The organism is Nocardia citri (genome assembly GCF_054065835.1).
Genome location: NZ_JBSUQM010000022.1, coordinates 25,891 through 51,372, shown reverse-complemented (window position 1 = coordinate 51,372; position 25,482 = coordinate 25,891). Strand labels below are relative to the sequence as shown.

Here is a 25,482-nt window from a genome sequence, read left to right as displayed (position 1 = left end):
TCCTTGATGCCGGTCTGCGGCCCTCGGCCCGGCGAGGCTGGCAATACTCACGATGGCCATCGAGTGGCTCGCGAACCGGGCCATGCACCCACCGGGACCGAGAGGTCACAACCCTACCTGTTCGGGCTGCAGAAGGGATGGTGCCCTAATGAGCGGCGTAGCGGACGGTCCGGTTGCGGTGCCCACGCTCGACAATGTGAAGGGCATTCTGCATCCTGACGAGCAGGCCAGACATCGGTCGCTGGCGCGGCTGCCGGCTGGGCCGCGGGTCGGGCGGTTCGTCGAATGGTATTGGTCGGTGCGTTGGGATTTGACCGGTCGGCCGCCGTACTACGCCGAGGTGCTGCCGTTCCCGTGCGTGAACGTCACCTTCGAACGCTGCGAAACCCGCACCGGCGGTTTCGTCAACGGCGTCTGTACGACGAAGTTCGTCCGGGAGCTCAGCGGTGCGGGGGAGACCTTCGGCGCACGCTTTCGCGCCGGTGGATTCGGCGCGTTCACCGGACTGGATGTCGGTGCTTTCCGGGACACCGCCGTGCCGCTCACGGCCGTGCTGCCGGAGGCCGCGGGGCTGGCCGATCGTGTATTGGCCGAATCCTCGGATATCAAGCGCCGCACCGTAATCGAGGATTTCCTGATCCGCCGGAAGGCCGCGGCGGATCCCAACTACCGACTGGTGCTGCGCATTGTCGCCGCCATGGAAAAGGACCAGGAACTGACCCGGGTCGATCAGGTCACTGATCGGTTCGATATCCCGATCCGCACATTGCAGCGGATGTTCCGGCGGTATGTCGGCGCGGGACCGAAATGGGTGCTACGCCGATACCGGCTCCAGGACGGGGCCGATCTACTCGCACGCGGGCGTATCGAAGATCTGGCCGCGTTGGCCACCGATTTGGGTTATTTCGATCAGGCGCATTTCTCGCGTGATTTCACCGCCGCAGTCGGAATGACTCCATTGGAATATGCCAAGAATTCGCTGAGATCTCGTAACGAGGTGACTTCGAAGGTCGTGACGATCAGAAAGTAGTTTGCAGGACCCGATAGCGTTCGATCAGTCGAACACGAATCGGGAATCGGCCCTGCGCATCGGCGAATGAGGATTTGGACGCGGATGTCTTGGTGTTGATCGGGCGCGTTCTATTCGTGGTGTTGTTCCTCGGTTCCGCGTCCAGGCAATCTGACGCAGGCCGATGAGATGACCGCTTATCCGCAGGGTCGCAGCCGAGAGTCGTGGTGTTGGCCGGCGGTCCTCGCCGTCGGCGGCGTCAGCGTGCTGCTCGGAGTCTGGGCCGAATTCGGGGCACTGTTGCTGGTGATCATGCTGGTGCCGACTGCATTCCTGATGCACCGGTTCTGGAAGGTGACCGATCGGGAGGCCAAGGAGGGCGACATGATCCATTTCAACAAGGATCTCGCGCTCGCCGGTGCCTCGTTGATGTTGTTCGCTTTCTTCGCGCATGTCGATGAACTCGGATTTATCATCACTGGACCGCTTTTCACCGGTCTGTAGATGCGACCGGACCTATGCCGATCGCCTCGATATTGTGCGCCGTAGAGGCGCACTCGGCATTTTCGGATCGCCTGAACTCCATCGCGGCAACCGCGGAACCGGGTGGATGGCGGCCGACCGGCCGGGTACGTTATTACCGGTCGCGGTCGGGCCGACGTGATCGGGATATGTGATGAATACCCCGGGGAGACAATAATGTTCGAGCCATTTGTGATGGCTCACGAGTCGCGGACCCGGAAGTCGGATCCGTCCAGGTCGCAAAGGCTCTGTCGCATTCGCCGGATGAACCCGTGTCATAAAAGCCGGAACATCCGCAGCGTGATGTGTTGCGATTTCTGCTATTTCCGGCCGATTTGCCGCTATGGTCGACCCCAGTCGCCGCGCCGATGCTACGACTTCACGTCGCATCGGCGCAGGCACCCGACAGCACATAGTTGGAGGAGGACGACGTGAGGGAGCGAAGCGAGCGAACCATCGGCGCGGCGCCTGCGGCGGTGATGCCGGAGCCGTGCATCAGCGAGGTGGAGGCATGACCGTCTACCGGACCATAGTCGTCGGCACCGATGGCTCGGACTCGTCGTACGTAGCTGTCGACAAGGCCGCTTCGCTGGCCGCGGCCGCGGGTGCGACCCTGGTCGTGGCCTGCGCGTACTATCCGAGCGACGATCGCGATGTGGCCGCCGCGGCCGATGTGCTCAAGGACGAGGCATACCAGGTGCGCGGCTCCGCGCCCACCAACGAAATCCTGCGCACCGCCCGCGACCGGGCGATTGCCGCGGGCACCACGGAGATCGTCGAGCGCGCGATCGTAGGTGAGCCCGTCGAGTCGCTGCTCGCGCTCGTCAAGGAGGTCCAAGCCGATCTGTTGGTCGTCGGCAACCGTGGCCTCAACACCTTGGCCGGCCGGTTGCTGGGTTCGGTGCCCTCGGATGTGGCGCGTAAGTCCCGTTCGGATGTGCTGATCGTGCACACCGTCAGATAAGCGGCAAAGCCGAAACGGCAGCCGCGCATTCCTCGCCGAATGCACGGCTGTCGTCTTTCTCGTCAGTCCGGCGCGCCCGCCAATCCCGCCCGCAGCACCGATGGCAGCTCGCCGGTGTACACCACCCCGAGCCGCTGGGTTGCTCGGGTCAGTGCCACGTACAGATCGTTCAACCCGCGCGGTGATTCGTCGAGGATGCCCTGTGGCTCTACCAGATAGACCGCGTCGAATTCCAGGCCCTTGACCTCGTGCACCGTCAGCACCCGGACGGATTCGCCCACCAAATCGGCGAAGTCCGTGACCAGCTTGTGCGGTGTGATGACCGCAGTGGTACCGGGGCCGGTCTGCGCGGCTACCAATTGCGCTACCGCACTATGCAATTCGCTCGCATCGACGGCATGGGCGTGCGGGCGCACTCCCGTCTCGCGCACCGACCGCGGCGCCGCCGCATCCGGATCTATTTCGGTGAGCACATCGGCCGCGACCGCCATGATCTCGGCGGGGGTGCGGTAGTTCACGGTCAACTCGGTGAGCTTCCACCGTTGTGCCACATAGGGTTCCAGCATTCGCTGCCAGGACGAGGCGCCCGCCGGATCGCCGGTCTGCGCGACATCGCCGACCACCGTGACCCACCGGTTCGGGATGCGGCGCATCACCATACGCCAGGCCATTTCCGAAAGTTCTTGCGCCTCATCGACGATCACATGGCCGTAGGTCCAATTGCGATCACCCGCCGCGCGCTCCGCGGTGGTTTGCCGATTGCGCACATCCTGACGTGCGGCCAGCTGGCTGGCGTCTATCAGGTCGTAGGCCATCAGGATCTCCGGATCGAGGTCGTCCTCGAGATCCTGTGGTGCCGAACCGGTCAGGATGTCGAGTGCGTCCTGGGCCTCGGCCAATTGCGCCCGCCAGCGGCGACGGGCGCGTTCGCGTTCCTCGGTGTCGTCGATGCCGAGCAGTTCGGCGAGTTCGTCGAGTAGCGGTGCGTCCGGCGCGCTGAATTCGCCGTTGTCCGAACGCGCGAGTTCGGCTCGGTCGGCTGGATCCAAACTGCTCGCGGCCCGGTCGAGTCGCTTCGGATCGGCCAGCAGATCCGCGAGCACCTCCTGCGGCGACAGGATCGGCCAGAGCTTGCCGATGGCCGCCTGGATCTGCGGATCGGCGCGCATTTCGTCCCGAATCTCGGCGAGGTCGGTGCGGCTGAGCAGACTTTCCTTACCCGCCCCGTCGGCTCCGCCTCCTGCTATCCCCGGGTGGCCGCCGGACAGATCCGCGCCCATGGTCTGGGCCAGTTGCTCGGTGAGTGCGTCGATGACCGAGGAGGCGAAGATCGGCCGGGCGAGATTGTGCGGGCGCCGCGATGAGCGGGCCCGGCCGCGCGCCTTGGTGGCGATCTTGCGATCGAGGGTGACCGGGTAGCCGTCGAAGGTGAGCCGGACCGGCTCGGACGGCACCTCCTGGCGGTCGCGCACCGCCTGCTTGAGCACCTCCAGCATGGCCAGTGAGCCCTTGACCTCGCCCGCGCGCAGCGAATCCTCGCGGGTTGCCTTCACTCCCGGGTACAGATCGCCGATGGTGGACAGCAGCACGCCGGTCTCACCGAGCGAGGGCAGCACTTGGCTGATGTAGTCGAGGAAGGTGGCATTCGGACCGATGATCAGCACACCGCTCTTGGCCAGCTGCTGGCGGTAGGTGTAGAGCAGGTAGGCCGCCCGGTGCAATGCGACGGCGGTCTTGCCGGTGCCCGGACCGCCCTGCACCACCAGCACGCTTTTGTGCTCGGAGCGAATAATCGCGTCCTGCTCGCTCTGGATGGTCTCGACGATGTCGTTCATATGGCCGGTGCGGGCAGCATTGAGCGCCGAGAGCAATGCGTTTTCGCTGCCGACCCCGCCCTCGCCATCGGTCACACCCGCGGTCCGGGCGGCATCGAGGTCCAGGTACTCGTCATTGACGGCCGTGACCCGCCGATTGCGGGATCGGATATGTCGACGCCGGATCACCCCGTCCGGTGCGGCGGTCGTCGCGAGATAGAACGGCCGGGCCAGCGGCGCGCGCCAATCCAGCAGCAGCGTCTCGTAGTCGTCCTTCTCGTCGAGGATGCCGAGCCGGCCGATATAGCGGTATTCGCCTTCCTGGTCACCGTCGAGGTCGATGCGGCCGAAGCACAGGCCGTGTTCGGCGGCGTCGTACTTGGCCAGATCCTCGGAATAGAGTTGGCTGAAGGATTCGCGTTCGGTGCGAGCCTGCGGGGTGCCACCGGTTTCCAGCAGGACGGTGCGCAGCCGATTCGTGGCGTAGCGGCGCATATCGTCGAGTCGTTCATAGAGCACGGACAGGTAGGCCTGCTCCTGGTCGATCTCGCGGTTCCGCTCGGGCGCGCCGTCGTGCGCGGCACGATCCTGAGTGAGGCGGTCGGGCAAACTGAACTCCTTGTCACCGCGATGAGCCGGTGCACACGCTGGTCACGGTGCACGCGAACGCCATTGAAAACAGAGTTTTCGAGTTTACTGGTGGTCCGGCGGGCTCGCCGTAACCGCAGGTAGCGGGTTCGTGGCCAGGACCGGTGTGAAATGTTGGACGACGGGGAATGGTTCGTAGAAGTGGTGTAGCAGTTGCTTCCAGCGCTGATACCCGGCGGATCCGCGGAAGCCATCCACATGGTCGCTCAACTGTTCCCATCCCACCAACAGCAAATAGGTATGGGGCGCCTCGACGCACCGCGACAGCGATAGCGAACCGAAGCCAGGCATATTCTCGATGATCGGCCTGGCCTGGGCAAAAGCCGCCTCGAAGGCTGCCGCTTCGGCGGGACGGACGGGCAACAGCGCGTGTTCGATGATCATGCGAAAAACCTTCAGGAAGCGTGTGTGTTATTCGGTCTGCGGCCCAGGCTGGTGGCTTCCCGGTGCGCTGTCGGCTTGGCACGATACATCGCCAGATCGGCGTCGTGCAGCACCACCTCGGGCGTGCGGCGATCGCCCTCTGCGAGTTCGGTCACGCCGATGGAGGCGTTCACCTCGATCCGGTGCCCGCGCGCGATGATCGGCTCGGACGTGGTCGAGCGCAGTCGCAGGATCAGGGAGTCGAGATCGATGCGGCGGGTCCGGCCGGACAGCAGCACCAGGAATTCGTCGCCACCGAGCCGGCCGACCAGATCGGTGCCGCGCAGCGCGCGCTGCAACCGCTGCGCCACGATCTGCAGCACGGTATCGCCGATCGCGTGGCCCAGGGTGTCGTTGATCGCCTTGAAGCCGTCCAAATCGATGAACAGCACCGTCGAGACCGGCAGATCCTCGCTGGCGGCGAGCGCATTGGCGAGCTGGGACAGGATCAGCGAGCGGTTGGCCAGGCCGGTCAGCGAATCGTGCGTGGCCTGAAACTCCAATTGCCTTCGACTGGCCCGGAATTCGGTGATATCGGCGAAGGACGACACCGCGGGGGAATCCGGATCGCCCGGATTGAGCAGTCGCGAACTGCCCGAGAGCCAGCGGCGCTGACCGTCGTGGCGGTCGACGCCGAATACGTAACCGGTGATCGTCTCGCCGGTCGCCAGGGTGCGCGCGACCGGATGCCGGCTCGCCGGTAGCGGCTGGGCATTGGCGTCGAGCAGAATCAGCGGCAGTTCGTCGATGGTGGCGCCCACGAGTTCGCCGGTGCGTTCGTCGGTGCCGAAGATCCGCACAGCCGCTGGATTGGCGGTTTCGATGCGGCCGTCGCGATCGATCACCACCACGCCCTCCTCCAACTGCGAGACCACGGTGGTGAAGTGCTGTTCGGCCCGGCGCTGTGCGGCCTCCGCGGCGCGCTGGGCGGTGAGATCGTGGATGACCACCTGATAGGCGAGACGGTCATGCCATGGGGTGAGTACCGAAACCGTCTCGACCGGGACGATCTCGCCATCGACCCGGATGAGCTGCATTTCGGTCGGATCGGAGGCGGCGCCGGTGGTGGTCAGCTGCTCGATGCGGTCCACCATGCCGGGCACGGAAGCGGGATGGACGAATCGGGTCAGCGGCTCGCCGATCAGCTGATCGGTGCTCTCGGCGCCGAGCATGCGCGCGGTGGCAGGGTTGGCGTAGACGACGATGCCGCGCTCGTGCACGACGATCCCGTCCGGGGTGTGTTCGACCAGGGACCGGTAGCGCTGAGCCAGTTGCTCGGCGTCGGCTGCCTTGTCCTCATCCACTCGAACCCCCGATCGTCGACCCAATCATGGCCATTGGAACATGGGATTATTCTGGCATCGACGTGTGCAAGATCACATCGTCGACGTTATTGTTTCGCTCACAGTCCCGGCGCTCGTCGGCCGCTATGTGGTGATCATTGCACCCGGGGCTGTGAATATGCTCGAGCCGAACGTCGCTTCGGCTCCGGGAGTCGGCTCGCGAGGCGGTCGCCGACGCGTCCGCGCGTGGTTGGCGACCGGGCCGCGCCGTCGGTGCGTTGCACGCGATCGTGCTCGGCGACGTCGGCGACTGGCGCGACTTCTATCTGGTCGATGACGGGCACCGGGACTACCCGCGACTACTGCCCTCCACTTACGGTAGCGGCACCGACCAGGACAACTTCGTGCCCGGCATGGCCTCTGTTTCGTGGATATCCGTCACCGCGGGACCGATGGTGAACTGCCCGTCCGATTTCTCGGCCCGCTGTTCCAGATTCCGCAATCCGCCGCGGATCACGTGATGCGGAATGCCCCAACCGTCATCGGTGACGACGATGGTCAGATCATCGGCCACGCTGATCTGCACCGAGACGGTCGACGCACCGGAATGCCGTACCGCATTGCTCACCGCCTCACGCACCACCGCCTCCGCATGATCGGCCAACTCGGCCTCCAGCACCGACAGCGACCCGGTCACCTGCACGGTGGCCCGCAGCGGCGAATCGGTGGTCTGCTGGCGCACCGCATCCTCGATCCGCTGCTGCAATTCGATTCTGCCGGCGTGCAGGTCGAAGATGGCGGTCCGGATATCCTGGACCACCTCCTGCAGCTCATTGATGACAGTCGAAAGGTGTTGGCGCACTTCGGGTGCCTCGGCGCGTGGTAGCGCGCTCTGCAGGGTGAGTCCGACGGCGAACAAGCGCTGGATCACATGATCGTGCAGGTCACGGGCGATGCGGTCGCGGTCGGCGAGGATATCGAGTTCGCGCATCCTGCGCTGGGTTTCGGCCAGCTGCATGGCCAGTGCGGCCTGGTCGGTGAAGCCGTTGGTCAACTCGACGAGTTCGTCGGTGTAGGGCGGTGAGCCGATGGGACGCACGGTGACCAGCGTGCCGAGGGTGGCCTCAGGTGTGCACAGCGGCAGGATCAGCGCGGGCCCGACGTCATGCAGTGGTACGCCGAGATCGATCAGGGCGGCGTCGTCGAAGCGCAGCGGCGTGCGGCGGGTGAAGGCTTCGCCGAGTGCGGTGCCCTCGGCGGCCACGGTCAGTCCGTCGAATCCGCGGCCCGGCCCGGACCATTGCGTGATGACGAGTTCGGCGACCGCGGCGAGTTCGAGTTGCGGTACCGGGGTGCTGGCCAGAAACGATTGATGGGAGCCGGTCAGGGTGCGCGCGTGGTCGACGACGTGGGCGAGCACCCGATCGGGTTCGGTGCCCGCGAGGAATTCCGTGGCGATATCGCGGGTCGCCTCGATCCAGGCCTGTCTGGTGCGCGCCGATTCGTAGAGTCTGGCGTTGTCGACCGCGATCCCGGCCGCGGCCGCCAGCGCCTGTACGAGCACATCGTCGTCCTCGGTGAACGGCTGACCGTTGGCCTTCTCGGTCAGATAGAGACTGCCGAAGATCTCGTCGCGGATGCGCACCGGGACGCCAAGGAAGGTGTGCATCGGCGGGTGGTGTTCCGGAAAGCCCACGGACGCTGGGTGTTTCGAGAGTTCGTCGAGGCGCAGCGGTCTGGGTTGAGTGAACACCTCACCGAGTACGCCGTGTCCGGCGGGCGGGCGGCCGATGCGCTCCCGGATGGCATCGTCCATACCCTCGTCGAGGAATTGGATGACCTGCTGGTCGTGCCCGCGCACTGCCAGCGCGCCGTAGCGGGCGTCCACCAGGCTGGTGGCGGTATGCACGATGGCGCGCAGCGTTTCCTCGAGGTCGAGGCCGGAGGTGACGGTCAGCATCGCCTCGACCAAGCCGTCCATCCGGTCGCGTGAATCGATGATCAGCTCGACGCGTTCCTTGACCTCCGACAGCAGCTCCCGGAGCCGGAGTTGCGATATCGTGCCGCGTACCGGATAGCGGCCGCTGCCCAGCTCTTCGGTCATGACGGCATCCTGTCCTGGCAGGCGCGTAACCGCGCCTACGCCAGTCTAATTGGTGGATCGAGGACTTTCGGCTCTGTTCGCGGGAGCGTAGCGGTGATGGCATGGTCGCACACCGGGAATAGAAAGTAGGGAAGTCCTATGAATTCGCCGTTGGGTTCTTCGGAGCTGTGGGCCACCGCCGCCGATCCCGAACTGGCCGTGACCACCCGGGGAGCGGTGCCGCCCGCCGATGTGACCAGGGCGATGCGGGGGATCGGTCGCGTACTGCGCCGGCACCACCTCGACGCGTCGGCACGGGTGCGGGTGACCGTGCCGGTGGATTCTGACGAACCCACGTTGGTGCAGGCCAACATTCGCATGCACGATACACCGACCCGGGTGCAGGTCACCGGTCCGCGCGGCTTCGCGGTGACCTTCGCCGTGGAGCGGCTGGACCGACAGATCGCCCGGTTGGCGACCAAACAGTCCCGCGAGTGGCCCGATCCGGCGCGTCCGCCCCTGGCCAGGGTCACCGAGCCGCGCCCGGTCGTGCGGCGCAAGCACTGCGCGTTGCTGACCGGTACGCCTGCCGAGGCGACAGCGGTAATGGATGCGATGGACTACGACTCCTACCTGTTCAGCGATACCGAAACCGGTGAGGATGCCCTGGTGAGCTGGGCGGATCCGCTCGGCGTCCGGCTGACCAGGCAGCGCACGACCCAGGCGCCGCAGGATCGACCGGATCGGCCGCTCACGGTGAATTCCCTACCTCTGCTGATGGATTCGTATCCGGCACCGACTCTGCTCGAGGAGGCGGCGGTGACCTGGTTGTGCCGTAACGGGCTGCCGTTCCTGTTCTTCACCGATGCCGACAGCGGTCGCGGCCGACTGCTGTATCGCCGTTACGACGGCGATCTCACCATCGTCATTCCATCCGAAATTCGCTAGCTCTCAAGCAGTTTGGAGGCCAGCACCGCGGCCTGGGTGCGCCGTTCCATGCCGAGTTTGGCCAGCAGCCGGGAAACGTAATTCTTGACAGTCTTTTCGGCAAGGAACATGCGCGCCGCGATTTGTCGATTGGTCAATCCCTCGCCGAGCAGTGCGAGCAGTCTGCGTTCTTGTTCGGTGAGGCCGGCCAGCGGTCCGTCGTTTTCGGCGCTGGGACGCAGCCGGGCCTTCAGTGCGGCTGCCGCGCGGTTATCCAACAGCGAACGGCCCGCGCCGACATCTTTGATCGCCGCGGCCAATTCCATGCCCTTGATGTTCTTGACGACATAGCCGCTCGCGCCCGCCGATATCGCGTCCAGCATGGTGTGTTCATCGGTGTAGGACGTCAGAATGAGGCAACGCAAATCGTTGATTTCCGCGAGCAGGTCGCGGCACAGCTCGATGCCGTTCCCATCGGGTAGTCGGACGTCCAGTACGGCGACATCGGGTCGCAGTGCGGGAATGCTCGCCATGGCGTCGGCGACATCGCCGGCTTGGCCGATCACGGTGAGTTCCGGATCGCTTTCCAGCAGGTCGACGAGGCCGCGTCGGACGATCTCGTGGTCGTCGACGAGGAACACTGTGATCACGCGACCTCCTTTGCGGTGCAGGGGATCTCGTGCATCCCCGGCGTCTGGCCCTACCCGACAAGGTAGCCTGTGGCGGGCCGTATCGGTATATCGGATGCGACAATTTCGAGTAATGGCTGATCGAATGTACCGGCGCGCAATATCGAAACGCCGGGAAAAACCGACCGATCGAATGGCATTGTGTGAATCGGGGTTCCAGGTATGCTGATGCCGAAGTCATTCATAGAGGGATTCGGCAGCGTGGCCTTGGAGGGCCCAATGCAAAGGTGTCTCGAACAATGACATATTCAGCGACGCTCGATTTCGGCAATATTTTCGGTCCGCCGCAGAGCTGTCCCGATTGCGGTTCGCGGGGTATCGGCACCTTCGTCGACCACCGGGATACCCTGTTCCGGTGCTGCGAATGCGGCGTGCAATGGCGGTTCGCGCAGGGCCGCGCCATTCGGGAGATGCCCGTTATCGAATCGGAGCCGGGACCCGAAGCAGTAGGGACATGTCCGTGAAGATCGGGCCGATCGCACCACACACCGGTTCGGACTGGTCGGCGGTGGCTACCGCTACCTGGTCTTCGTCGGTGGGGTGAATGCGGAGCAGGGCGCACCAGGCGGCCCGGTCGGCGCGCCGAAAACCGGTGACGATCACCAAGATCCATCAGCCGCGGGAGTGGCGCCTCTACACTGAGCGGGTGCGTCCACTGATGGGAGCCGACGACCCCGAAGCGCACGAGGAGCCATTGGCGCCTCGGGCAGAGCTGGTGCGGTACGCCGATGCGCTGGACCGGATCGCCACGATCGACCGACTGGTCCGCCGCCGGGCCGCGCAGTGCCGGTTCGACCGGCTGCCGTTGGCCGGCGACCACGAACGGCCGTATCGACGCATCCTGACCGGTGCGCGGACGAGCCGGGCCCTGTGGCCCACCCCGGTCGCTTGACGAGCCCCTGGGGGGACGGCGCCGATCTCGGGGCGCCACGTGCGGTCGCCGGGGTCACTCTGGTCGAGGGCTCGACCTTCTGCATCAGTGAGGACGGCGGTGGCATCAGCCCGAATCGGGCCGAGGGCTTGTTCGTGCGCGACACCAGGGTGCTGTCACGGTGGCGGCTGACCATCGACGGGTTGGCGCCGCAGCCACTCGCGGTCCAGCACACCGAGCCCTTCAGCGCGACGCTGCTGGCCAGGACCCCGCCGCGGCCCGGACGTGCCGACAGCACGGCACTGGTGACCATCGCGCGGTATGTCGGCGACGGCATGCGCGAGGACGTGACCGTGCGCAATCTCTCCGGTGCGGCGATCAGCTGTGTGGTCGTGCTGGAGCTCGATGCCGATTTCGCCGATCTGTTCGAAGTGAAGGAGGGGCGGATCGGCGGCAGCGTGGTGGTCACCAAGAGCAAGTCGACAGCGGGCGCGGTCGAGATCAGCCGGACCGATCTGCCGCTGGCGGTGACGGTCAGCGCCGCGGGGGCGACCGCCGTCGACCGCGAATTGCGGTGGCAGGTCGATCTGCGCGGACGCGGGGAATGGTCGGTATGTATCCAGTACCAGCCCACGCTCGGATCGGTGGTGACGCCGCGGCATGTGTGTGGAAATCCCATATCGCACAGTGCGCCCGCACTGCGGATGCGTGAATGGTACGAGAATTCGCCGTCGGTGCACACCGAGGATCAGACGCTCGCCGCGGTATTGCGGCGCGCGGTCGTCGATCTCGGCGCGCTGCGCATCTTCGACCCCGGTCATCCGGAGCGCGCGGTGGTCGCCGCGGGTGCACCGTGGTTCATGGCGCTGTTCGGGCGGGACTCACTGCTCACCTCGTGGATGGTGCTGCCGCTGGACCGGCGACTGGCCGTCGGCACGCTGCAGAGTCTGGCGGGCCTGCAGGGCACCGAGGTTCGCGCCGTGACCGAGGAGCAGCCGGGGCGGATCCCGCATGAGGTGCGGTTCGGGCGGGCCGCGACACTGCTGCTCGGTGGCGACACCGTGTATTACGGAACCGCCGACGCCACGCCGCTGTTCGTGATGCTGCTCGGTGAGTTGCATCGGTGGGGACTGGATGCCGAGACCAGGGACGAACTGCTGCCACACGCGGATCGGGCGCTGGAGTGGATCGAGCACTACGGGGATGCCGACGGCGACGGATTCGTCGAATATCAGCGCGCCGCCGACCACGGCTTGGCGAATCAGGGCTGGAAGGACTCCTGGGACGGGGTGAACTTCGCCGACGGCCGACTGCCGGAGGCGCCGATCGCGCTGGCCGAGGTGCAGGGGTATGTGTACGCGGCGTATGTGGCGCGGGCGGCGCTCGCGGCCGATATGGGCGATCACCCGACCGCGGACCGGTTCCGTGCCAAGGCGGCCGCGTTGAAGGAAGCGTTCAACAAGGCGTTCTGGTTGCCCGAGCACGGTTGGTACGCCATCGGTCTGGATGGTGACAAACACCCGATCGACGCGCTGACCTCGAATATCGGGCATTGTCTGTGGACCGGGATCATCGACGCGGACAAGGCGGGGTCGGTCGCGGATCACCTGCTGTCGCCCGAGATGTTCAGCGGATGGGGGATCCGCACGTTGGCGACCAATATGGGTGCCTACAACCCGGTCAGCTACCACAACGGATCGGTGTGGCCGCATGACAACGCGATCTGCGCTGCCGGACTGATGCGCTACGGCTACACCGGGCATGCCAACCGCGTGATCGATGGGGTGCTCGACGCGTCGACTCGCTTCGGTTATCGACTGCCCGAGCTGTTCAGCGGTTTCGACCGCGCGGAGTTCGACGCGCCGGTGCCGTATCCGACCTCGTGCTCGCCGCAGGCGTGGGCCTCGGCGGCGCCGCTGCTTTTCATGCGGAGTATGTTGCGATTGGAGCCGGGCAGCGGGTCGGCGTCGGTCGCGCCCGTGGTGCCGGATCGGTACCTGCCGCTGCGGGTGAGCGGGGTCCGGGTGGGGTCGGATGTGCTCACCGTCACCGTGGACAATGCGGGCTGGCAGCTCAGCGGATTGGCTGGAAAGCTGCGTCGATCCGACTCCTGACCTGGACCGATGCCCCAGGGTGCTCGGCGCGCGACGAAACTTGTCGGTGGGTCGGCCTAGCATGGCGCTGGGGGTATCACGTCTGTTGGACCGACACGATCGAGAAGGGACCACCTGGTGGCGGAACGCCTCACTGTGCGCGGAGCTCGGGAGCACAATCTCAAGAGCGTCGACCTCGATTTGCCCCGTGACAGTCTCATTGTGTTCACCGGTCTATCCGGTTCGGGCAAATCCAGCCTCGCCTTCGACACGATCTTCGCCGAGGGGCAGCGCCGCTATGTCGAATCGCTGTCCGCGTACGCGCGCCAATTCCTCGGGCAGATGGATAAGCCGGACGTCGACTTCATCGAGGGACTTTCGCCCGCGGTATCGATCGACCAGAAGTCGACCAATCGCAACCCCCGATCGACGGTCGGCACCATCACCGAGGTCTACGACTACCTGCGTCTGCTCTATGCGCGCGCCGGCACTCCGCACTGCCCGGTCTGCGGTGAGCTGATCGCCAAACAGACTCCACAGCAGATCGTGGACCAGGTGCTCGCCATGGAGGAGGGCATCAAATTCCAGGTGCTCGCGCCGGTGGTGCGCACCCGCAAGGGCGAATTCGTCGACCTGTTCGACCAGTTGAACACCCAGGGCTATTCGCGTGTCCGGGTCGACGGCGTGGTGTATCCGCTCACCGATCCGCCGAAGCTGAAGAAGCAGGAGAAGCACGACGTCGAGGTCGTGGTGGACCGGCTCCAGGTGAAGCCGAGTTCCAAACAGCGCCTTACCGATTCGATCGAGACCGCGCTGCGGTTGGCCGACGGCATAGTAGTACTGGACTTCGTCGACCGCGACGAGCACGCCCACGATCGGGAGCGCCGGTTCTCCGAACGCCTGGCCTGTCCCAATGGCCACCCGCTCGATATCGAGGATCTCGAACCGCGCTCGTTCTCGTTCAACTCGCCCTACGGCGCGTGCCCGGACTGCACCGGACTCGGCGTCCGCAAAGAGGTCGATCCGGATCTGGTGGTGCCCGATCCCGAATTGAGCCTGGCCGAGGGCGCGATCGCACCGTGGTCGCGCGGACAGACTGCCGAATACTTCACCCGGCTGCTGTCGGGTCTGGCCGAATCCAACGGATTCTCCATGGATACGCCGTGGCAGGACCTGCCGCTGAAGGCACGCAAGGCGGTGCTGGAGGGCAGTTCGGATCAGGTGCACGTCTCCTACACCAACCGGTACGGCCGCAAGCGTTCGTACTACGCCGATTTCGAGGGCGTGATGCCGTTCCTGCAGCGGCGCATGGAGAGCACCGAATCCGAGCAGATGAAGGAGCATTACGACGGGTACATGCGCGATGTGCCGTGCCCGGTGTGCAACGGTGCTCGGCTGCGTCCGGAAATTCTGGCTGTCACCATCGCCTCGGGCGGTGAGCAGAAGTCCATCGCCGAGGTGAGCGAGTTGTCGATCGGTGATTGCTCGGCATTCCTGAACGCATTGACGCTGGGGAAGCGCGAGACCGCCATCGCCGGGCAGGTGCTCAGGGAAGTGCAGGCGCGGCTCGGCTTCCTGTTGGATGTCGGACTGGAGTATCTGAGCCTGTCGCGGGCCGCGGCGACGCTGTCCGGTGGTGAGGCACAGCGGATCCGGTTGGCGACCCAGATCGGATCCGGGCTGGTCGGGGTGCTGTACGTACTCGACGAACCGTCGATCGGTCTGCATCAGCGGGACAACCGGCGTCTCATCGAAACCCTCACGCGGCTGCGGAATCTGGGCAATACGCTGATCGTGGTCGAACACGACGAGGACACCATTCGGGCCTCGGACTGGGTGGTCGATATCGGTCCGCTGGCCGGTGAGCACGGCGGTGAGGTCGTGCACAGCGGCCCGTATCGCGAACTGCTCACCGACCCGAAATCGCTGACCGGTGCGTATCTTTCGGGCCGCGAGCGCATCGAGGTGCCGATGGTGCGGCGGCCGGTCAGCAAGAAGCGTCAGCTCACCGTGGTCGGTGCGAACGAACACAACCTGCGCAATATCGACGTCAGCTTTCCGCTCGGCGTGCTCACCGCGGTCACCGGTGTTTCCGGTTCCGGTAAGTCCACGCTGGTCAACGACATTCTGGCCACCGTGCTCGCGAACAAGCTGAACGGTGCGCGGCAAGTGCCTGGTCGGCATGCCCGGATCAACGGCCTCGATCATCTGGACAAGCTCGTGCAGGTGGACCAGTCGCCCATCGGTCGGACGCCGCGCTCGAATCCGGCTACCTATACCGGCGTATTCGACAAGATCCGGACCCTGTTCGCGGCGACCACCGAGGCGAAGGTGCGCGGCTATCAGCCCGGCCGGTTCTCGTTCAATATCAAGGGTGGTCGCTGCGAAGCATGCTCGGGCGATGGCACATTGAAGATCGAGATGAACTTCCTACCGGATGTGTATGTCCCGTGCGAGGTCTGCCACGGTGCCCGGTACAACCGGGAGACCCTCGAGGTGCACTACAAGGGCAAGACCATTGCCGAGGTGCTCGATATGTCGATCGAGGAGGCCGAGGGGTTCTTCGAGCCGATCACCTCGATCCACCGCTACCTCAAGACCCTGGTCGACGTCGGCCTGGGCTATGTGCGACTCGGCCAGAGCGCGCCGACCCTCTCCGGTGGTGAGGCACAGCGCGTCAAACTGGCGGCCGAACTGCAGAAGCGCTCCACCGGACGCACCGTCTACATCCTGGACGAGCCGACCACCGGCCTGCACTTCGAGGACATCCGCAAGCTGCTGCTGGTCATCAATGGCCTGGTGGACAAGGGCAATACCGTCATCGTCATCGAGCACAACCTCGATGTCATCAAGACCTCCGATTGGGTGATCGATATGGGTCCCGAGGGTGGCTCCGGCGGCGGCACAGTGGTTGCCGAGGGCACTCCGGAAGACGTTGCCGAAGTAGCGCCGAGCTACACGGGCCAGTTCTTGAAAGAGGTCCTGTCGCTGCCCGCCGCGACCGCGCCCAAGGCCCCGGCCAAGAAGACGGCGGCGAAGAAGGCCCCGGTCAAGAAGGCCGCCACCAAGGCCACGGACAATTCCGCGGCCACCGAGGCGACGGCTACCAAGATTCCGGCGCCGAATGCCGCCGCCGCGAAACGCGCAGCGCGAAAGGCCGCCGCGCTGCGCTGATCTCGTCGGGACCTGTTGTCTCTGCCGCACACCGGCTACCGGCTGTAACAGCCGTCTCGGAATCAGTCGAGTAGCCGCCGCAGCAGAGTCAGCGACGCCGCTACCTGCTTTCGCTCGGCGCGCTGAGCCGGTCGCCGATGAGTTCGGCAAAGTGTTCGTGGCCGGCTGAGCGGCGTTCGGCGAGAATTGCGCGGCCGTTCTCGGTAAGGGTCAGAAGTTTGCGGCCCAGATCGTTGCTGTCGGTGGTGCGGCGCGGTAGCCCGCGGTAGACGCCCGCTTCGAGGCGTGGCACAAGTGGTATGCCTCAGCGGTTCGCGATGGTGTGGATCAGTTCGGCGAGTTCCTTGTATCGGGACCACATCGGCCAATGGCCGGTGGGCAGATCGATGTATTCGGCGTCGATTTCGGCCAATTCGGCGAACATCGGTTCCTGACCGGCGTCGCGGAGTTGTTTGACCAGGCACGCGGTAATGCTGCAGCAGATCACCGTCGTCGGGATGACGCGGCGTGCGCGGGAATCGCTCAGCCGCAGGGGAGCGGCGGCGACTCCGGCGGGTTCGGAGACGGCGCGTTCGCGGAATCGGGCGAGGGATACTTCGTCCAGTCCGGTGAGACTATTGCCGTCGGCCTCCAACTGATCCCAATCCGGCAGTGCGAGTTCGCGAACGGTCGCGTCCAATGCGGAATTGAGGATGAAGCCATTGGGTAGCGGGGCGGCGTCGACATAAATGCCGCGGCTGAAGCGTTCCGGCGCGATATCGGTGGCGAGATAGGCGGCCGCCGCGCCACCGGAGTGCGCGACGACCACTGCTTCGTCGGAGGCGATCTCGTCGAGGATGGCCTGCGCCTGCGTTTCCAGGGTCGCGTCCAGCCGGTCGTCATCGACCGGATCCAGTCCGGGCAGGGTCAGGGCCGACACATCGTCACCCCGGGCGCGCAGATCGGCCGCGACGTCGTCCCACGCCCACGCGCCGAGCCAGAATCCGGGAATCAGAAGTATTCGTGCCATTCGATGAGCATCGCATGCCGGGGCCCGTCGAATCCAAATCTGCAGCAGTTTGCTCGATCACCGAGATGTATACGCGCACAAAGTGTTTCATTGTTCATAGAATGAACTGGAATCCGCCCGGCGAAATTGTTCGGCGATGGCGACCGCTCGCTTCTCGGACGGCTGTCAGGAGTTCCGAGCCGCGCCGAACCAGCGCGACAGCGCATCCCGCAGTCGGTCCGCATTGCCACCGGCCTCGCCTGCCCAGGCCACATATCCGTCCGGCCGGATGAGTAGCGCGTCGGGACTTTTCGCGATGACGGTATCGGACCCGGTCGGCCTAGTGTCTGCCGGGCAATATTTCCTGCCGGGCAATTTTTCGATCAGTAGACCGGACCGGTGTACTTCTCGCCCGGACCCTTGCCCGGCTCGTCCGGATGTGCCGAGGACTCGCGGAAGGCGAGCTGCAACGACTTCAGGCCGTCGCGATACGGACCGGCATGCGGCCCGAAGTATTCGATGGACGAGGTGACCAGCCCCGCGAGCGCGGTGATCAGGCGCCGCGCCTCGTCCAGATCGCGGCGCGGACTGTTGTCCGGATCCTCGTCGGCGAGCCCGAGCTTCTCCGCTGCCGCGCTCATCAGCATCATCGCGGCGCGGCTGATGATCTCGACCGCTGGGATATCGGCCAACTCGCGGACATCGGTCGGGTCGGATACTGCCTCGTCACTCATAGTCACGAGGATGGCATCGGGTACGGCGGGTGCGGTCGCCGGGGCGGGGCGATTCGGCGATAGCGAGTGGGAATGTTAGACTTTTCGCTGACGACCGCCCCGGGTGTGCCCGGGGCTGATAAGTGGAGCCCGACTCCCACCGTTGCCGACGAGCGATCGTACTGGTCAAACGGTCCGGTCCCCCGCCCTTTCGGGGCGGGTTTCTTGTGCGGAGGGTCCTCGCGAGGATCATCACGGACAAGGTCGACATGAGCATGCTCATGTCGAAGGCCGGTCGACTCGGGCCCCGTGGCGGAATACCGCACCGGGGCCTTTGCGTTGAAAAGGGGTTGCCGTTATTGCGTGCGGTCGTCTGACGACACCGCTTGACCTAGGAGGCCCCATCAGCACTGAGACCCGCATCAACGATCGCATCCGCGTTCCCGAGGTCCGACTCATCGGACCGGGTGGTGAACAGGTTGGGATCGTGCGTGTTGAAGATGCACTACGCGTCGCCCTCGAGGCGGACCTCGACCTGGTCGAGGTCGCGCCGGATGCCCGTCCACCTGTCTGCAAGATCATGGACTACGGCAAGTTCAAGTACGAGACGGCGCAGAAGGCGCGCGAGTCTCGTAAGAACCAGGTGCAGACCGTGATCAAGGAGCAGAAGCTCCGTCCCAAGATCGACGATCACGACTACGAGACCAAGAAGCGCAACGTTGTTCGCTTCCTCGAGGCCGGCTCGAAGGTCAAGGTGACGATCATGTTCCGCGGTCGTGAGCAGTCGCGCCCCGAATTGGGCTTCCGACTGCTGCAGCGTCTGGCCTCCGACGTCGCCGAATTGGGTTTCGTCGAGACCTCCGCCAAGCAGGACGGTCGCAATATGACCATGGTCCTCGCGCCGCATAAGGGTGCGAAGACGCGGGTGAAGGCGCAGGAGGATTCGCGGGCACCGCGTCCCGCCGCCACCGAAGCGCCTGCCGCTCCCGCACCGGCCGCGGGCGCGCCGGTCACCGAACAGGCCGTGCCGGCCGACCCGCAGTAACACCGATCAGAAAACCGGTGGTCCGTGCGGACCACCGGTACGAGACAGATAGAGGAATCCATGCCGAAGATGAAGAGCCACAGCGGCGCCTCGAAGCGATTCAAGCTTTCGGGCCGTGGCAAGCTGCTGCGTCAGCAGGCGAACCGTCGCCACCTGCTCGAGCACAAGTCCACGCGCCGGACTCGTCGTCTGGACGGCACGGAGGCCGTCGCGTCCGTTGACGTCCCTCGCGTCAAGCGCCTCCTGGGTCTCTGAGACTCAGCTACTCCGTAGCGACTGCTTGTAGGTCGCTCGAAAAGGCCAGCACCCGCGCGACCGGGATTCCGGACGCCGACCACCGACCAACCTCCAGGGCGTCACGCACGCGCCCCCTAGATCTACAAAGGACTGACCCATGGCACGCGTCAAAAGGGCCGTCAACGCGCAGAAGAAGCGTCGTTCCGTTCTCGAGGCCTCCAAGGGCTACCGCGGCCAGCGCTCGCGGCTGTACCGCAAGGCCAAGGAACAGCAGCTGCACTCGCTCACCTACGCCTACCGGGACCGCCGGGCGCGCAAGGGTGACTTCCGCAAGCTCTGGATCGCCCGCATCAACGCCGCGGCGCGCCTGAATGACATCACCTACAACCGCTTCATCCAGGGCCTCAAGGCCGCCGGTGTCGAGGTGGACCGCAAGATCCTCGCCGAGCTCGCCGTTTCCGACGCCGAGGCGTTCGCCGGTCTGGTCGCCGTTGCCAAGGCCGCCCTCCCGCAGGACGTCAACGCCCCGGCCGCCTGATCCGCGCCTGCGTGACGACACACCATTCGGAACGACCCGTGGAAGCGCTCTCCGAGCACAATCCGCGGGTCGTTTCCGCTGTCAAGCTCCAGCGCGCCGCGCAGCGCCGCAAGACCAGACAATTCTTGGCCGAGGGCGCGAATTCGGTTGCGGCGGCACTGGAGACCGGTCGGGTGCGCGAGCTGTTCTATTCGATGCACGCCGCCACGCGGGAGAACCAGCTGATTGCTGGTGCCGCCGCTGCGGGCGTGCGCACTACGCTGGTGAGCGAACGCGCCGCCCAGCATCTGGGTGAAACCGTCACCGCGCCAGGGCTTGTCGCGGTGTGTGACCAGATCGACGTGCCGCTGGCGCAGGTGCTGGCCGAGCAGCCCACCTTACTCGCCGTCCCGGTGGAGATCGCCGAACCCGGCAATGCGGGCACACTCATCCGAGTGGTCGACGCGGTCGGCGCGAATGGTGTTGTGCTGGCGGGGGATACGGTCGATCCGCACAATGGCAAATGCGTACGTGCCAGTGCGGGCAGCCTGTTCCATGTGCCGATCGCGCGGCACCGCGATATCGGCGAGGTGCTCGATGCCGTTGTCGCAGCGGGTATTACGGTGCTCGCCACGACCGCCAAGGGCGAGGTTGATCTGGACGACGCCGACGAACTGCTGGCGGGTCCGGTGGCCTGGCTGTTCGGCAATGAGGCGCATGGTCTGGATCCGTCGGTCGCCACCCGGGCCGATCACCGGGTGCGCATACCGATCCATGGCCGGGCCGAGAGTCTGAACCTCGCCGCCGCGGCCGCGATCTGCCTTTACGCGAGCGCGCGGGTCCAGCACACGAAATAGCCCGGGCGCGAATCCGTAGCCGAAGGCTCGGGCCGGATGAGGCCGTACTCGGCGCACCGTACGTCCCAGTCCTCCTGCTCGACTCGGACCGGTACATGCTGCGGCTGGAAGTAATTCTCGATCATCTGAATGTCGCCTTCGCGTTGTCTCTGGCGGCTCGGTGCGTCGCCTCGACTACGTGAAAAGTGCTCGAACTCCTCGATTCTCGCCCGTTCGCCTAGCGGTCGACACGGCCGGCCTGCCCGGCGGATGGTCCTTTGTCGGCGGCTTATCCGCGGGTGCATTACGACCAAGTCTGTTTTCGGTAAATCCACAGGTATATCCCGACTTGATGTCCGAAAAGCGTATAGCTGGAATGTGCTGAGGATCGTCGGTTCCGTTTGCTCTTTCAATTACCATGCATTTGTTTCCGCACATCAGCGGGGATCCAGTCGGCCCGACTGGAGCGGCTACAATCGCCCGGGCGGGCGGCCCGCACGATCCCTGGCGCGACAATCAGCGCTGCGACCGGCACGGATGCTGGCACAACGATGGGCGCCGCCGGTGGCGGCACCCCGACGCGCGCGGTCGCGCCGGTGGTATCCGCTGCGGGTGCGTTCGGCGGCCTCGGTCAGCCCCACACTCGAAAAGTGCAGCCGCGCCACGGGCGGTCGGCGGCACGCAGCGCCGATTCTTCCGCTGGGTATCCGCCGAGGCAAATCTGAGCGTCTCCTGTGTGTCGGGAGTGAATTCACGGCGGATTCACAGCGTGCTCGGATCCGGCCACCAGTTCGAATTCTGTAAATTCGCTGGCTGAACCGGCGATCAGATCGGGCTCAGGCAACAGCGGAAATAAAGATCAGAAAAGGCAATATCATGGCGTTCGGCACCAACCTCGGCGAAGAGACCGTCTTCGGCATCGGCAACGGACCAGCGAATGATCGCCCGACCCCCGACAGCCCGCATGTGGACACGCCCGCCCGGACCGGCGCCGAGGCGTCCGTGGAGCTTCACGACCAGGCCGGCTTCGGCGTCGGTGCCGCGTTCGCGCCGATCGGCGGCGGTTCAATCGGCACCCAGGAGATGCATGTGGCCGAGCAGGGCACCGACGCGGCCGCCACATCGACGCCGTTCGGTCCGGCGTTCGAGGCCGACGAGCGCAGCCACGTCGCCGATCATGGCGGCTACGTCGTCGACGGGCCTTCCCCGGTCGGCACGGTGTACGCCGCGGCTGAGCACACCCACGTGTACGGCGACAGCCTCCACGTCGTCGACAACCCGCTTCCGTTCGGCAGCGAGTTCGACGCATCCGAGCAGACCCACACCTACGACGAGGATGCCCACGTCGATGCGGTCTCGACCCCCTTCGGCAGCGCCTTCGAATCCGACGAGCACAGCCATGTCGAGGACCACAGCGTGGCCGTCGCCGACGCCGTCACCCCGTTCGGGACCGAATTCGCGGCAGACCGCAGCGGCCATATCGCCGACCACAGCGCCACGGAATCCGGCGTCGTCACCCCGTTCGGCAGCGCCTTCGAATCCGACGAGCAGACCCACGTCGCCGACGACAGCGTTCATCTGGCCGGCTCGGTGACCCCATTCGGCTCCGAGTTCTTCGACTCCGAGACCACGCGCACCGAGGACGACAGCCGCCATGTCGCGACCGCAAACGGCTGGTTCGGCGGCTCGGAGACCATCGACGATTCGCACCGGGAGACCGATGCCCGGGAAAGCAGCCACTCGGTCACCGGACTGTTCGGCTCGGCGCACCAGTCGTTCGATGTCTTCCACACCGACTCCGACAGCATCCACGTCGCCGAGGAGCGCGGCCTGTTCGGCGGCTCCGAGACTGTCGATGCCGACTACCACGAGGCCGACGGCTACCACGCCGTGAATGCGGTGAGCACCCCGTTCGGCTCGGCCTCGGAGACCGTGGATCGCACCCACACCGAGGACGACAGCCTGCACGTCGATCGTGGCACCGGCTGGTTCGGTACCGGCTACCAGAACGTCGACGCCTCCCACGGCGAGTTCGACGATCAGCAGGTCACCCACGTGGTCGATACGCCGTTGGCTTCCGGCTTCGAGGCCGTCGACCAGTCGCACGCCGAGTCGGACAGCGTGCACATCTCGCAGCAGGGCGGCCTGTTCGGCGGCTCCGAGACTGTCGATGCCGGCCACCATGAGGCCGACGGCTACCACGCCGTGAATGCGGTGAGCACCCCGTTCGGCTCGGCCTCGGAGACCGTGGATCGCACCCACACCGAGGATGACAGCCTGCATGTGCACAGCGAGACCGGCCTGTTCGGCGGCTCGCAGACCATCGACTCCGTACACAGCGAGACCGACGACCAACTGGTCACCCGCGCGGTGAGCACCCCGTTCGGCTCGGCCGACGAGTCGGTGGACGAATCGCACTCCGAGTCCGACGCCGTGCACGAGACCGACACCTCGCTGACCGGGTTCGGGCCCAGCTTCCAGACCGTGGACGAGCACCGGGTCACCGAGGACAGCGTCCGGATTGCCGGTGGCGTCTCCACCCCGCTCGGCGGTGGAGACGGGTCCCTCACGCAGACCCGGGTAGAGCAGGACGACGTGCATTCGGTCAGCGCGTCGCTCGGCCCGGGAGCACCCGCGTTCTCGGCGACGGTGGAGACCAGCGTGGTCCAGGACAGTGTGTCCGCCGACGGCGGGCCAGGCGTTCCGGTCGGCGACTCGGCGGGCGTCGAGGTCGGCGTCACTGTCGGGGACGTCGGTTTCGAGTTCGGCGTGAACGTCGGCGGCGGGACCGGCGTCGATGGTCCGGGTTCGCACAGCGGCTTCGGTGCGTTCGACGAATCCCGTGACGACGTCGGCTTCGGCGGCTCGGGCCACAGCAGCGTCGGCTTCGACGGCGCACGGTTCGACGACTCGGGCCACGGCGGCTTCGGTTTCGTCGGCGATCACGACGGCGCTGGTTTCGGCGGTGCTGGTTTCGGTGTGGGTGACCACGACGGGGCTGGTTTCGGCCGTGCTGGTTTCGGTGCGGGTGACCATGCCGACGCTGGTTTCGGTGGACATGCCGGCGGGCAGCTCGATTTCCAGGGGCACGGCCAGGCGCCGGCCGCCGATTTCGGGCATGCGGGTGCCCGCTCGGGCCTCGGCGGCCACTTCGGTGGTGATTCGAGGGTCGGCATCGGCGGGCATGCCGATGCCGGTGTCGGCGGCAATATCGCAGGTGATTTCGACGGCGGCCGGTCCGGTACCGGCGACCGCGATCGCGAAGACCATCACGGCGATCGGGACAACGGTCAGCGCGTCACCGACCACGACAACGGCCATTCGGGCGCCGATCACGACGGCTGGCAAGGCGTCGGCCGCTCGAGCGGACAGTACGACGACAATCGGTCTAGCTCACACGGTGATGAGAACCGGTCCGGCTCGCACCGTGACGACAATCGCGGCGGTAACCAGAGCACTCGTGCGGGTTCGTCGCAGGCCGGCAGTCAGCTGGGCGATTCCCGGCCGGCGCAGACCGCTGGCGGCAGCGCGCCGTCCGCGGGTACCGGCAACGCCCCGTCGGCCGACATCCGCCCGACCTTCTCGCAGAGCACCGCGGCCGGTACGGCGCACAACGGCGGCTTCTCGCCGAACCTGGTCACCAGCTCGTCGGCGAATCCGGGCGTGGCGGGCAGCACCTCGCTGACCCAGTCATCCATCGGCCAGTCGACCAGCGCGGTCGCGGCGCATACCGCAGCCACCGTCACCACGGTGGCGGCCGCCACCGACGCGTCGGCGGCCATGCAACCGGTGGTGGCGACCCCGGTCGCGGCGTCGGCGTCGAACGCCGCCAGCACCTCGCTGGCATCCACGGTGTCGCAGGCGACCAGCACGGATGTCCGCGCGGCCGCGACGATCGGCGCCTCGACCACCGGCGCTTCGCACACGTCGACAACCGGATCCACCGGCACCGCTGGGACACCCGGTTCCACCGGCACCGCTGGAGCGACGGGCCCCACCGGTGCCACCCCGTCGACCACGACGATCACGATAAATGGCTCGCATGCGGCCACCACCGGCGCGACCGCGACCCCGGGCTCGACGGCAGCCGCCGGGCCCACGACAACCACGCACGCCGCCGCTCCGACCACGAGCGACAACACCGGCACATCGAGCAGCTCCGGTTCGGCCCCCAAGGCGGATCTCGGCGGTAGCAGCAGCGCCGGTGGCAACGTGAGCTCGCACACCAGCGACAACATCACCCAGATGCAGTCCGGCAGCACCGCGTCGACCTCGGCGGGCACATCGAGCTCGAGCGGCACCGCAAGCGACACGTCGCACACCGGCGCGAGTGCGACCGCGCCGACCACCACGGCGGCCGCGCCGTCGGCCGCCACGTCACCGTCGACCGGTGCGAGCACGTCCGGATCGACCGCCACGCACACTGACGTGACCAGCTCGACGGACACCGGCCACTCGGCCGCGACCACGGCGACCCACACCGATGTCACCGCAGGCACCAGCAGCACCGCAGACCACAGCGGACTGACCGATTCGCACGCGAGCGGCCTGTCCAGCGGCCTGACGTCCGGCACCGAGTCGACGGTCCATCCGACCACCGACCCGAGCCACGACACCACCCTTCTCCAGCACTGATTCACCCGTCT

At 66.0% G+C, this 25,482-nt stretch carries 21 protein-coding genes; 12 read left to right on the top strand and 9 right to left on the bottom strand.

Annotated elements, in window-relative coordinates:
• Positions 1-148 precede the first annotated feature (148 nt).
• From ACW2Q0_RS24215 to ACW2Q0_RS24205, 3 genes are all read left to right on the top strand, one after another.
• On the top strand, positions 149-1,030 hold the full coding sequence (locus tag ACW2Q0_RS24215; protein WP_457193198.1) for an AraC family transcriptional regulator: 882 nt from the start codon (positions 149-151) through the stop codon (positions 1,028-1,030).
• Between the two features lie 168 nt (positions 1,031-1,198).
• On the top strand, positions 1,199-1,513 hold the full coding sequence (locus tag ACW2Q0_RS24210) for a DoxX family protein (protein ID WP_457193197.1): 315 nt from the start codon (positions 1,199-1,201) through the stop codon (positions 1,511-1,513).
• A 529-nt stretch (positions 1,514-2,042) separates the two neighbouring features.
• The gene (locus ACW2Q0_RS24205; protein WP_457193196.1) at positions 2,043-2,495 is read left to right on the top strand and encodes a universal stress protein; all 453 of its coding nucleotides are present in this window, start codon (positions 2,043-2,045) and stop codon (positions 2,493-2,495) included.
• 62 nt (positions 2,496-2,557) lie between these two features.
• Here the strand turns inward: ACW2Q0_RS24205 and ACW2Q0_RS24200 are convergent, their stop codons facing one another.
• From ACW2Q0_RS24200 to ACW2Q0_RS24185, 4 genes are all read right to left on the bottom strand, one after another.
• A complete protein-coding gene (locus ACW2Q0_RS24200; protein ID WP_457193195.1) occupies positions 2,558-4,918 on the bottom strand; it encodes a HelD family protein in 2,361 nt (786 codons plus the stop codon).
• Positions 4,919-5,002: 84 nt separating this feature from the next.
• Positions 5,003-5,341: an antibiotic biosynthesis monooxygenase family protein gene (locus ACW2Q0_RS24195; RefSeq protein ID WP_457193194.1), complete on the bottom strand. Its 339-nt coding sequence runs from the start codon at positions 5,339-5,341 to the stop codon at positions 5,003-5,005.
• A gap of 11 nt (positions 5,342-5,352) precedes the next feature.
• Complete coding sequence (locus ACW2Q0_RS24190) at positions 5,353-6,684, bottom strand: diguanylate cyclase domain-containing protein (RefSeq protein ID WP_457193193.1); 1,332 nt, start codon at positions 6,682-6,684, stop codon at positions 5,353-5,355.
• 352 nt (positions 6,685-7,036) lie between these two features.
• Positions 7,037-8,767, bottom strand: a complete 1,731-nt coding sequence (locus ACW2Q0_RS24185; protein WP_457193192.1) for a sensor histidine kinase — start codon at positions 8,765-8,767, stop codon at positions 7,037-7,039.
• A 138-nt stretch (positions 8,768-8,905) separates the two neighbouring features.
• Here ACW2Q0_RS24185 and ACW2Q0_RS24180 point away from each other — a divergent pair, with 138 nt between their 5' ends.
• Complete coding sequence (locus ACW2Q0_RS24180; RefSeq protein ID WP_457193191.1) at positions 8,906-9,694, top strand: sigma 54 modulation/S30EA ribosomal C-terminal domain-containing protein; 789 nt, start codon at positions 8,906-8,908, stop codon at positions 9,692-9,694.
• Here the strand turns inward: ACW2Q0_RS24180 and ACW2Q0_RS24175 are convergent.
• Complete coding sequence (locus ACW2Q0_RS24175) at positions 9,691-10,323, bottom strand: response regulator (protein ID WP_457193190.1); 633 nt, start codon at positions 10,321-10,323, stop codon at positions 9,691-9,693. The genes ACW2Q0_RS24180 and ACW2Q0_RS24175 overlap by 4 nt on opposite strands.
• Positions 10,324-10,906: 583 nt before the next feature.
• Between ACW2Q0_RS24175 and ACW2Q0_RS24170 the strand changes: the two genes are divergently transcribed.
• The 3 genes from ACW2Q0_RS24170 to uvrA all read left to right on the top strand — a co-directional run bounded on the left by ACW2Q0_RS24170 (position 10,907) and on the right by uvrA (position 16,500).
• A complete protein-coding gene (locus ACW2Q0_RS24170) occupies positions 10,907-11,254 on the top strand; it encodes a hypothetical protein (protein ID WP_457193189.1) in 348 nt (115 codons plus the stop codon).
• On the top strand, positions 11,251-13,347 hold the full coding sequence (locus ACW2Q0_RS24165) for an amylo-alpha-1,6-glucosidase (RefSeq protein WP_457193188.1): 2,097 nt from the start codon (positions 11,251-11,253) through the stop codon (positions 13,345-13,347). Before ACW2Q0_RS24170 ends, ACW2Q0_RS24165 begins: the two co-directional genes overlap by 4 nt.
• A gap of 117 nt (positions 13,348-13,464) precedes the next feature.
• Positions 13,465-16,500 (top strand): excinuclease ABC subunit UvrA, encoded by a 3,036-nt coding sequence (gene uvrA, locus ACW2Q0_RS24160; protein WP_457193187.1) that lies wholly within the window; start codon positions 13,465-13,467, stop codon positions 16,498-16,500.
• A gap of 100 nt (positions 16,501-16,600) precedes the next feature.
• Here uvrA and ACW2Q0_RS24155 read toward each other — a convergent pair whose 3' ends face one another.
• The 4 genes from ACW2Q0_RS24155 to ACW2Q0_RS24140 form a co-directional block, all read right to left on the bottom strand.
• Complete coding sequence (locus ACW2Q0_RS24155; RefSeq protein ID WP_457193186.1) at positions 16,601-16,792, bottom strand: hypothetical protein; 192 nt, start codon at positions 16,790-16,792, stop codon at positions 16,601-16,603.
• A gap of 12 nt (positions 16,793-16,804) precedes the next feature.
• Entirely contained in the window at positions 16,805-17,509 is a 705-nt protein-coding gene (locus tag ACW2Q0_RS24150) for an alpha/beta fold hydrolase (protein WP_457193185.1), read from the bottom strand.
• A gap of 165 nt (positions 17,510-17,674) precedes the next feature.
• Positions 17,675-17,863 carry an aromatic-ring hydroxylase C-terminal domain-containing protein gene (locus ACW2Q0_RS24145; protein WP_457193184.1) on the bottom strand — a complete coding sequence of 63 codons (189 nt, stop codon included), beginning with the start codon at positions 17,861-17,863 and terminating at the stop codon, positions 17,675-17,677.
• Between the two features lie 8 nt (positions 17,864-17,871).
• Positions 17,872-18,222: a DUF1844 domain-containing protein gene (locus ACW2Q0_RS24140; protein ID WP_457193183.1), complete on the bottom strand. Its 351-nt coding sequence runs from the start codon at positions 18,220-18,222 to the stop codon at positions 17,872-17,874.
• A 337-nt stretch (positions 18,223-18,559) separates the two neighbouring features.
• Here ACW2Q0_RS24140 and infC point away from each other — a divergent pair, with 337 nt between their 5' ends.
• The 5 genes from infC (at position 18,560) to ACW2Q0_RS24115 (ending at position 25,471) form a co-directional block, all read left to right on the top strand.
• Positions 18,560-19,246 carry a translation initiation factor IF-3 gene (gene infC, locus ACW2Q0_RS24135; protein WP_457193243.1) on the top strand — a complete coding sequence of 229 codons (687 nt, stop codon included), beginning with the start codon at positions 18,560-18,562 and terminating at the stop codon, positions 19,244-19,246.
• 60 nt (positions 19,247-19,306) lie between these two features.
• Positions 19,307-19,501, top strand: coding sequence for a 50S ribosomal protein L35 (gene rpmI / locus ACW2Q0_RS24130; protein ID WP_062986811.1), 195 nt, complete (start codon positions 19,307-19,309; stop codon positions 19,499-19,501).
• A 139-nt stretch (positions 19,502-19,640) separates the two neighbouring features.
• Entirely contained in the window at positions 19,641-20,021 is a 381-nt protein-coding gene (gene rplT, locus ACW2Q0_RS24125; protein ID WP_040689024.1) for a 50S ribosomal protein L20, read from the top strand.
• Positions 20,022-20,059: 38 nt separating this feature from the next.
• A complete protein-coding gene (locus tag ACW2Q0_RS24120; RefSeq protein WP_457193182.1) occupies positions 20,060-20,857 on the top strand; it encodes a TrmH family RNA methyltransferase in 798 nt (265 codons plus the stop codon).
• Between the two features lie 855 nt (positions 20,858-21,712).
• Positions 21,713-25,471, top strand: coding sequence for a hypothetical protein (locus tag ACW2Q0_RS24115; RefSeq protein WP_457193181.1), 3,759 nt, complete (start codon positions 21,713-21,715; stop codon positions 25,469-25,471).
• The last annotated feature ends 11 nt before the right edge of the window (positions 25,472-25,482 follow it).

Coding starts and splice junctions, on each gene's coding strand:
- rplT (WP_040689024.1), top strand. CDS start 19,641: ATGGCACGCGTCAAAAGGGCCGTCAACGCGCAGAAGAAGCGTCGTTCC.
- ACW2Q0_RS24195 (WP_457193194.1), bottom strand. CDS start 5,341: ATGATCATCGAACACGCGCTGTTGCCCGTCCGTCCCGCCGAAGCGGCA.
- rpmI (WP_062986811.1), top strand. CDS start 19,307: ATGCCGAAGATGAAGAGCCACAGCGGCGCCTCGAAGCGATTCAAGCTT.
- ACW2Q0_RS24215 (WP_457193198.1), top strand. CDS start 149: ATGAGCGGCGTAGCGGACGGTCCGGTTGCGGTGCCCACGCTCGACAAT.
- ACW2Q0_RS24210 (WP_457193197.1), top strand. CDS start 1,199: ATGACCGCTTATCCGCAGGGTCGCAGCCGAGAGTCGTGGTGTTGGCCG.
- ACW2Q0_RS24140 (WP_457193183.1), bottom strand. CDS start 18,222: ATGAGTGACGAGGCAGTATCCGACCCGACCGATGTCCGCGAGTTGGCC.
- ACW2Q0_RS24170 (WP_457193189.1), top strand. CDS start 10,907: ATGCGGAGCAGGGCGCACCAGGCGGCCCGGTCGGCGCGCCGAAAACCG.
- ACW2Q0_RS24115 (WP_457193181.1), top strand. CDS start 21,713: ATGGCGTTCGGCACCAACCTCGGCGAAGAGACCGTCTTCGGCATCGGC.
- ACW2Q0_RS24205 (WP_457193196.1), top strand. CDS start 2,043: ATGACCGTCTACCGGACCATAGTCGTCGGCACCGATGGCTCGGACTCG.
- ACW2Q0_RS24180 (WP_457193191.1), top strand. CDS start 8,906: ATGAATTCGCCGTTGGGTTCTTCGGAGCTGTGGGCCACCGCCGCCGAT.
- ACW2Q0_RS24185 (WP_457193192.1), bottom strand. CDS start 8,767: ATGACCGAAGAGCTGGGCAGCGGCCGCTATCCGGTACGCGGCACGATA.
- ACW2Q0_RS24150 (WP_457193185.1), bottom strand. CDS start 17,509: ATGGCACGAATACTTCTGATTCCCGGATTCTGGCTCGGCGCGTGGGCG.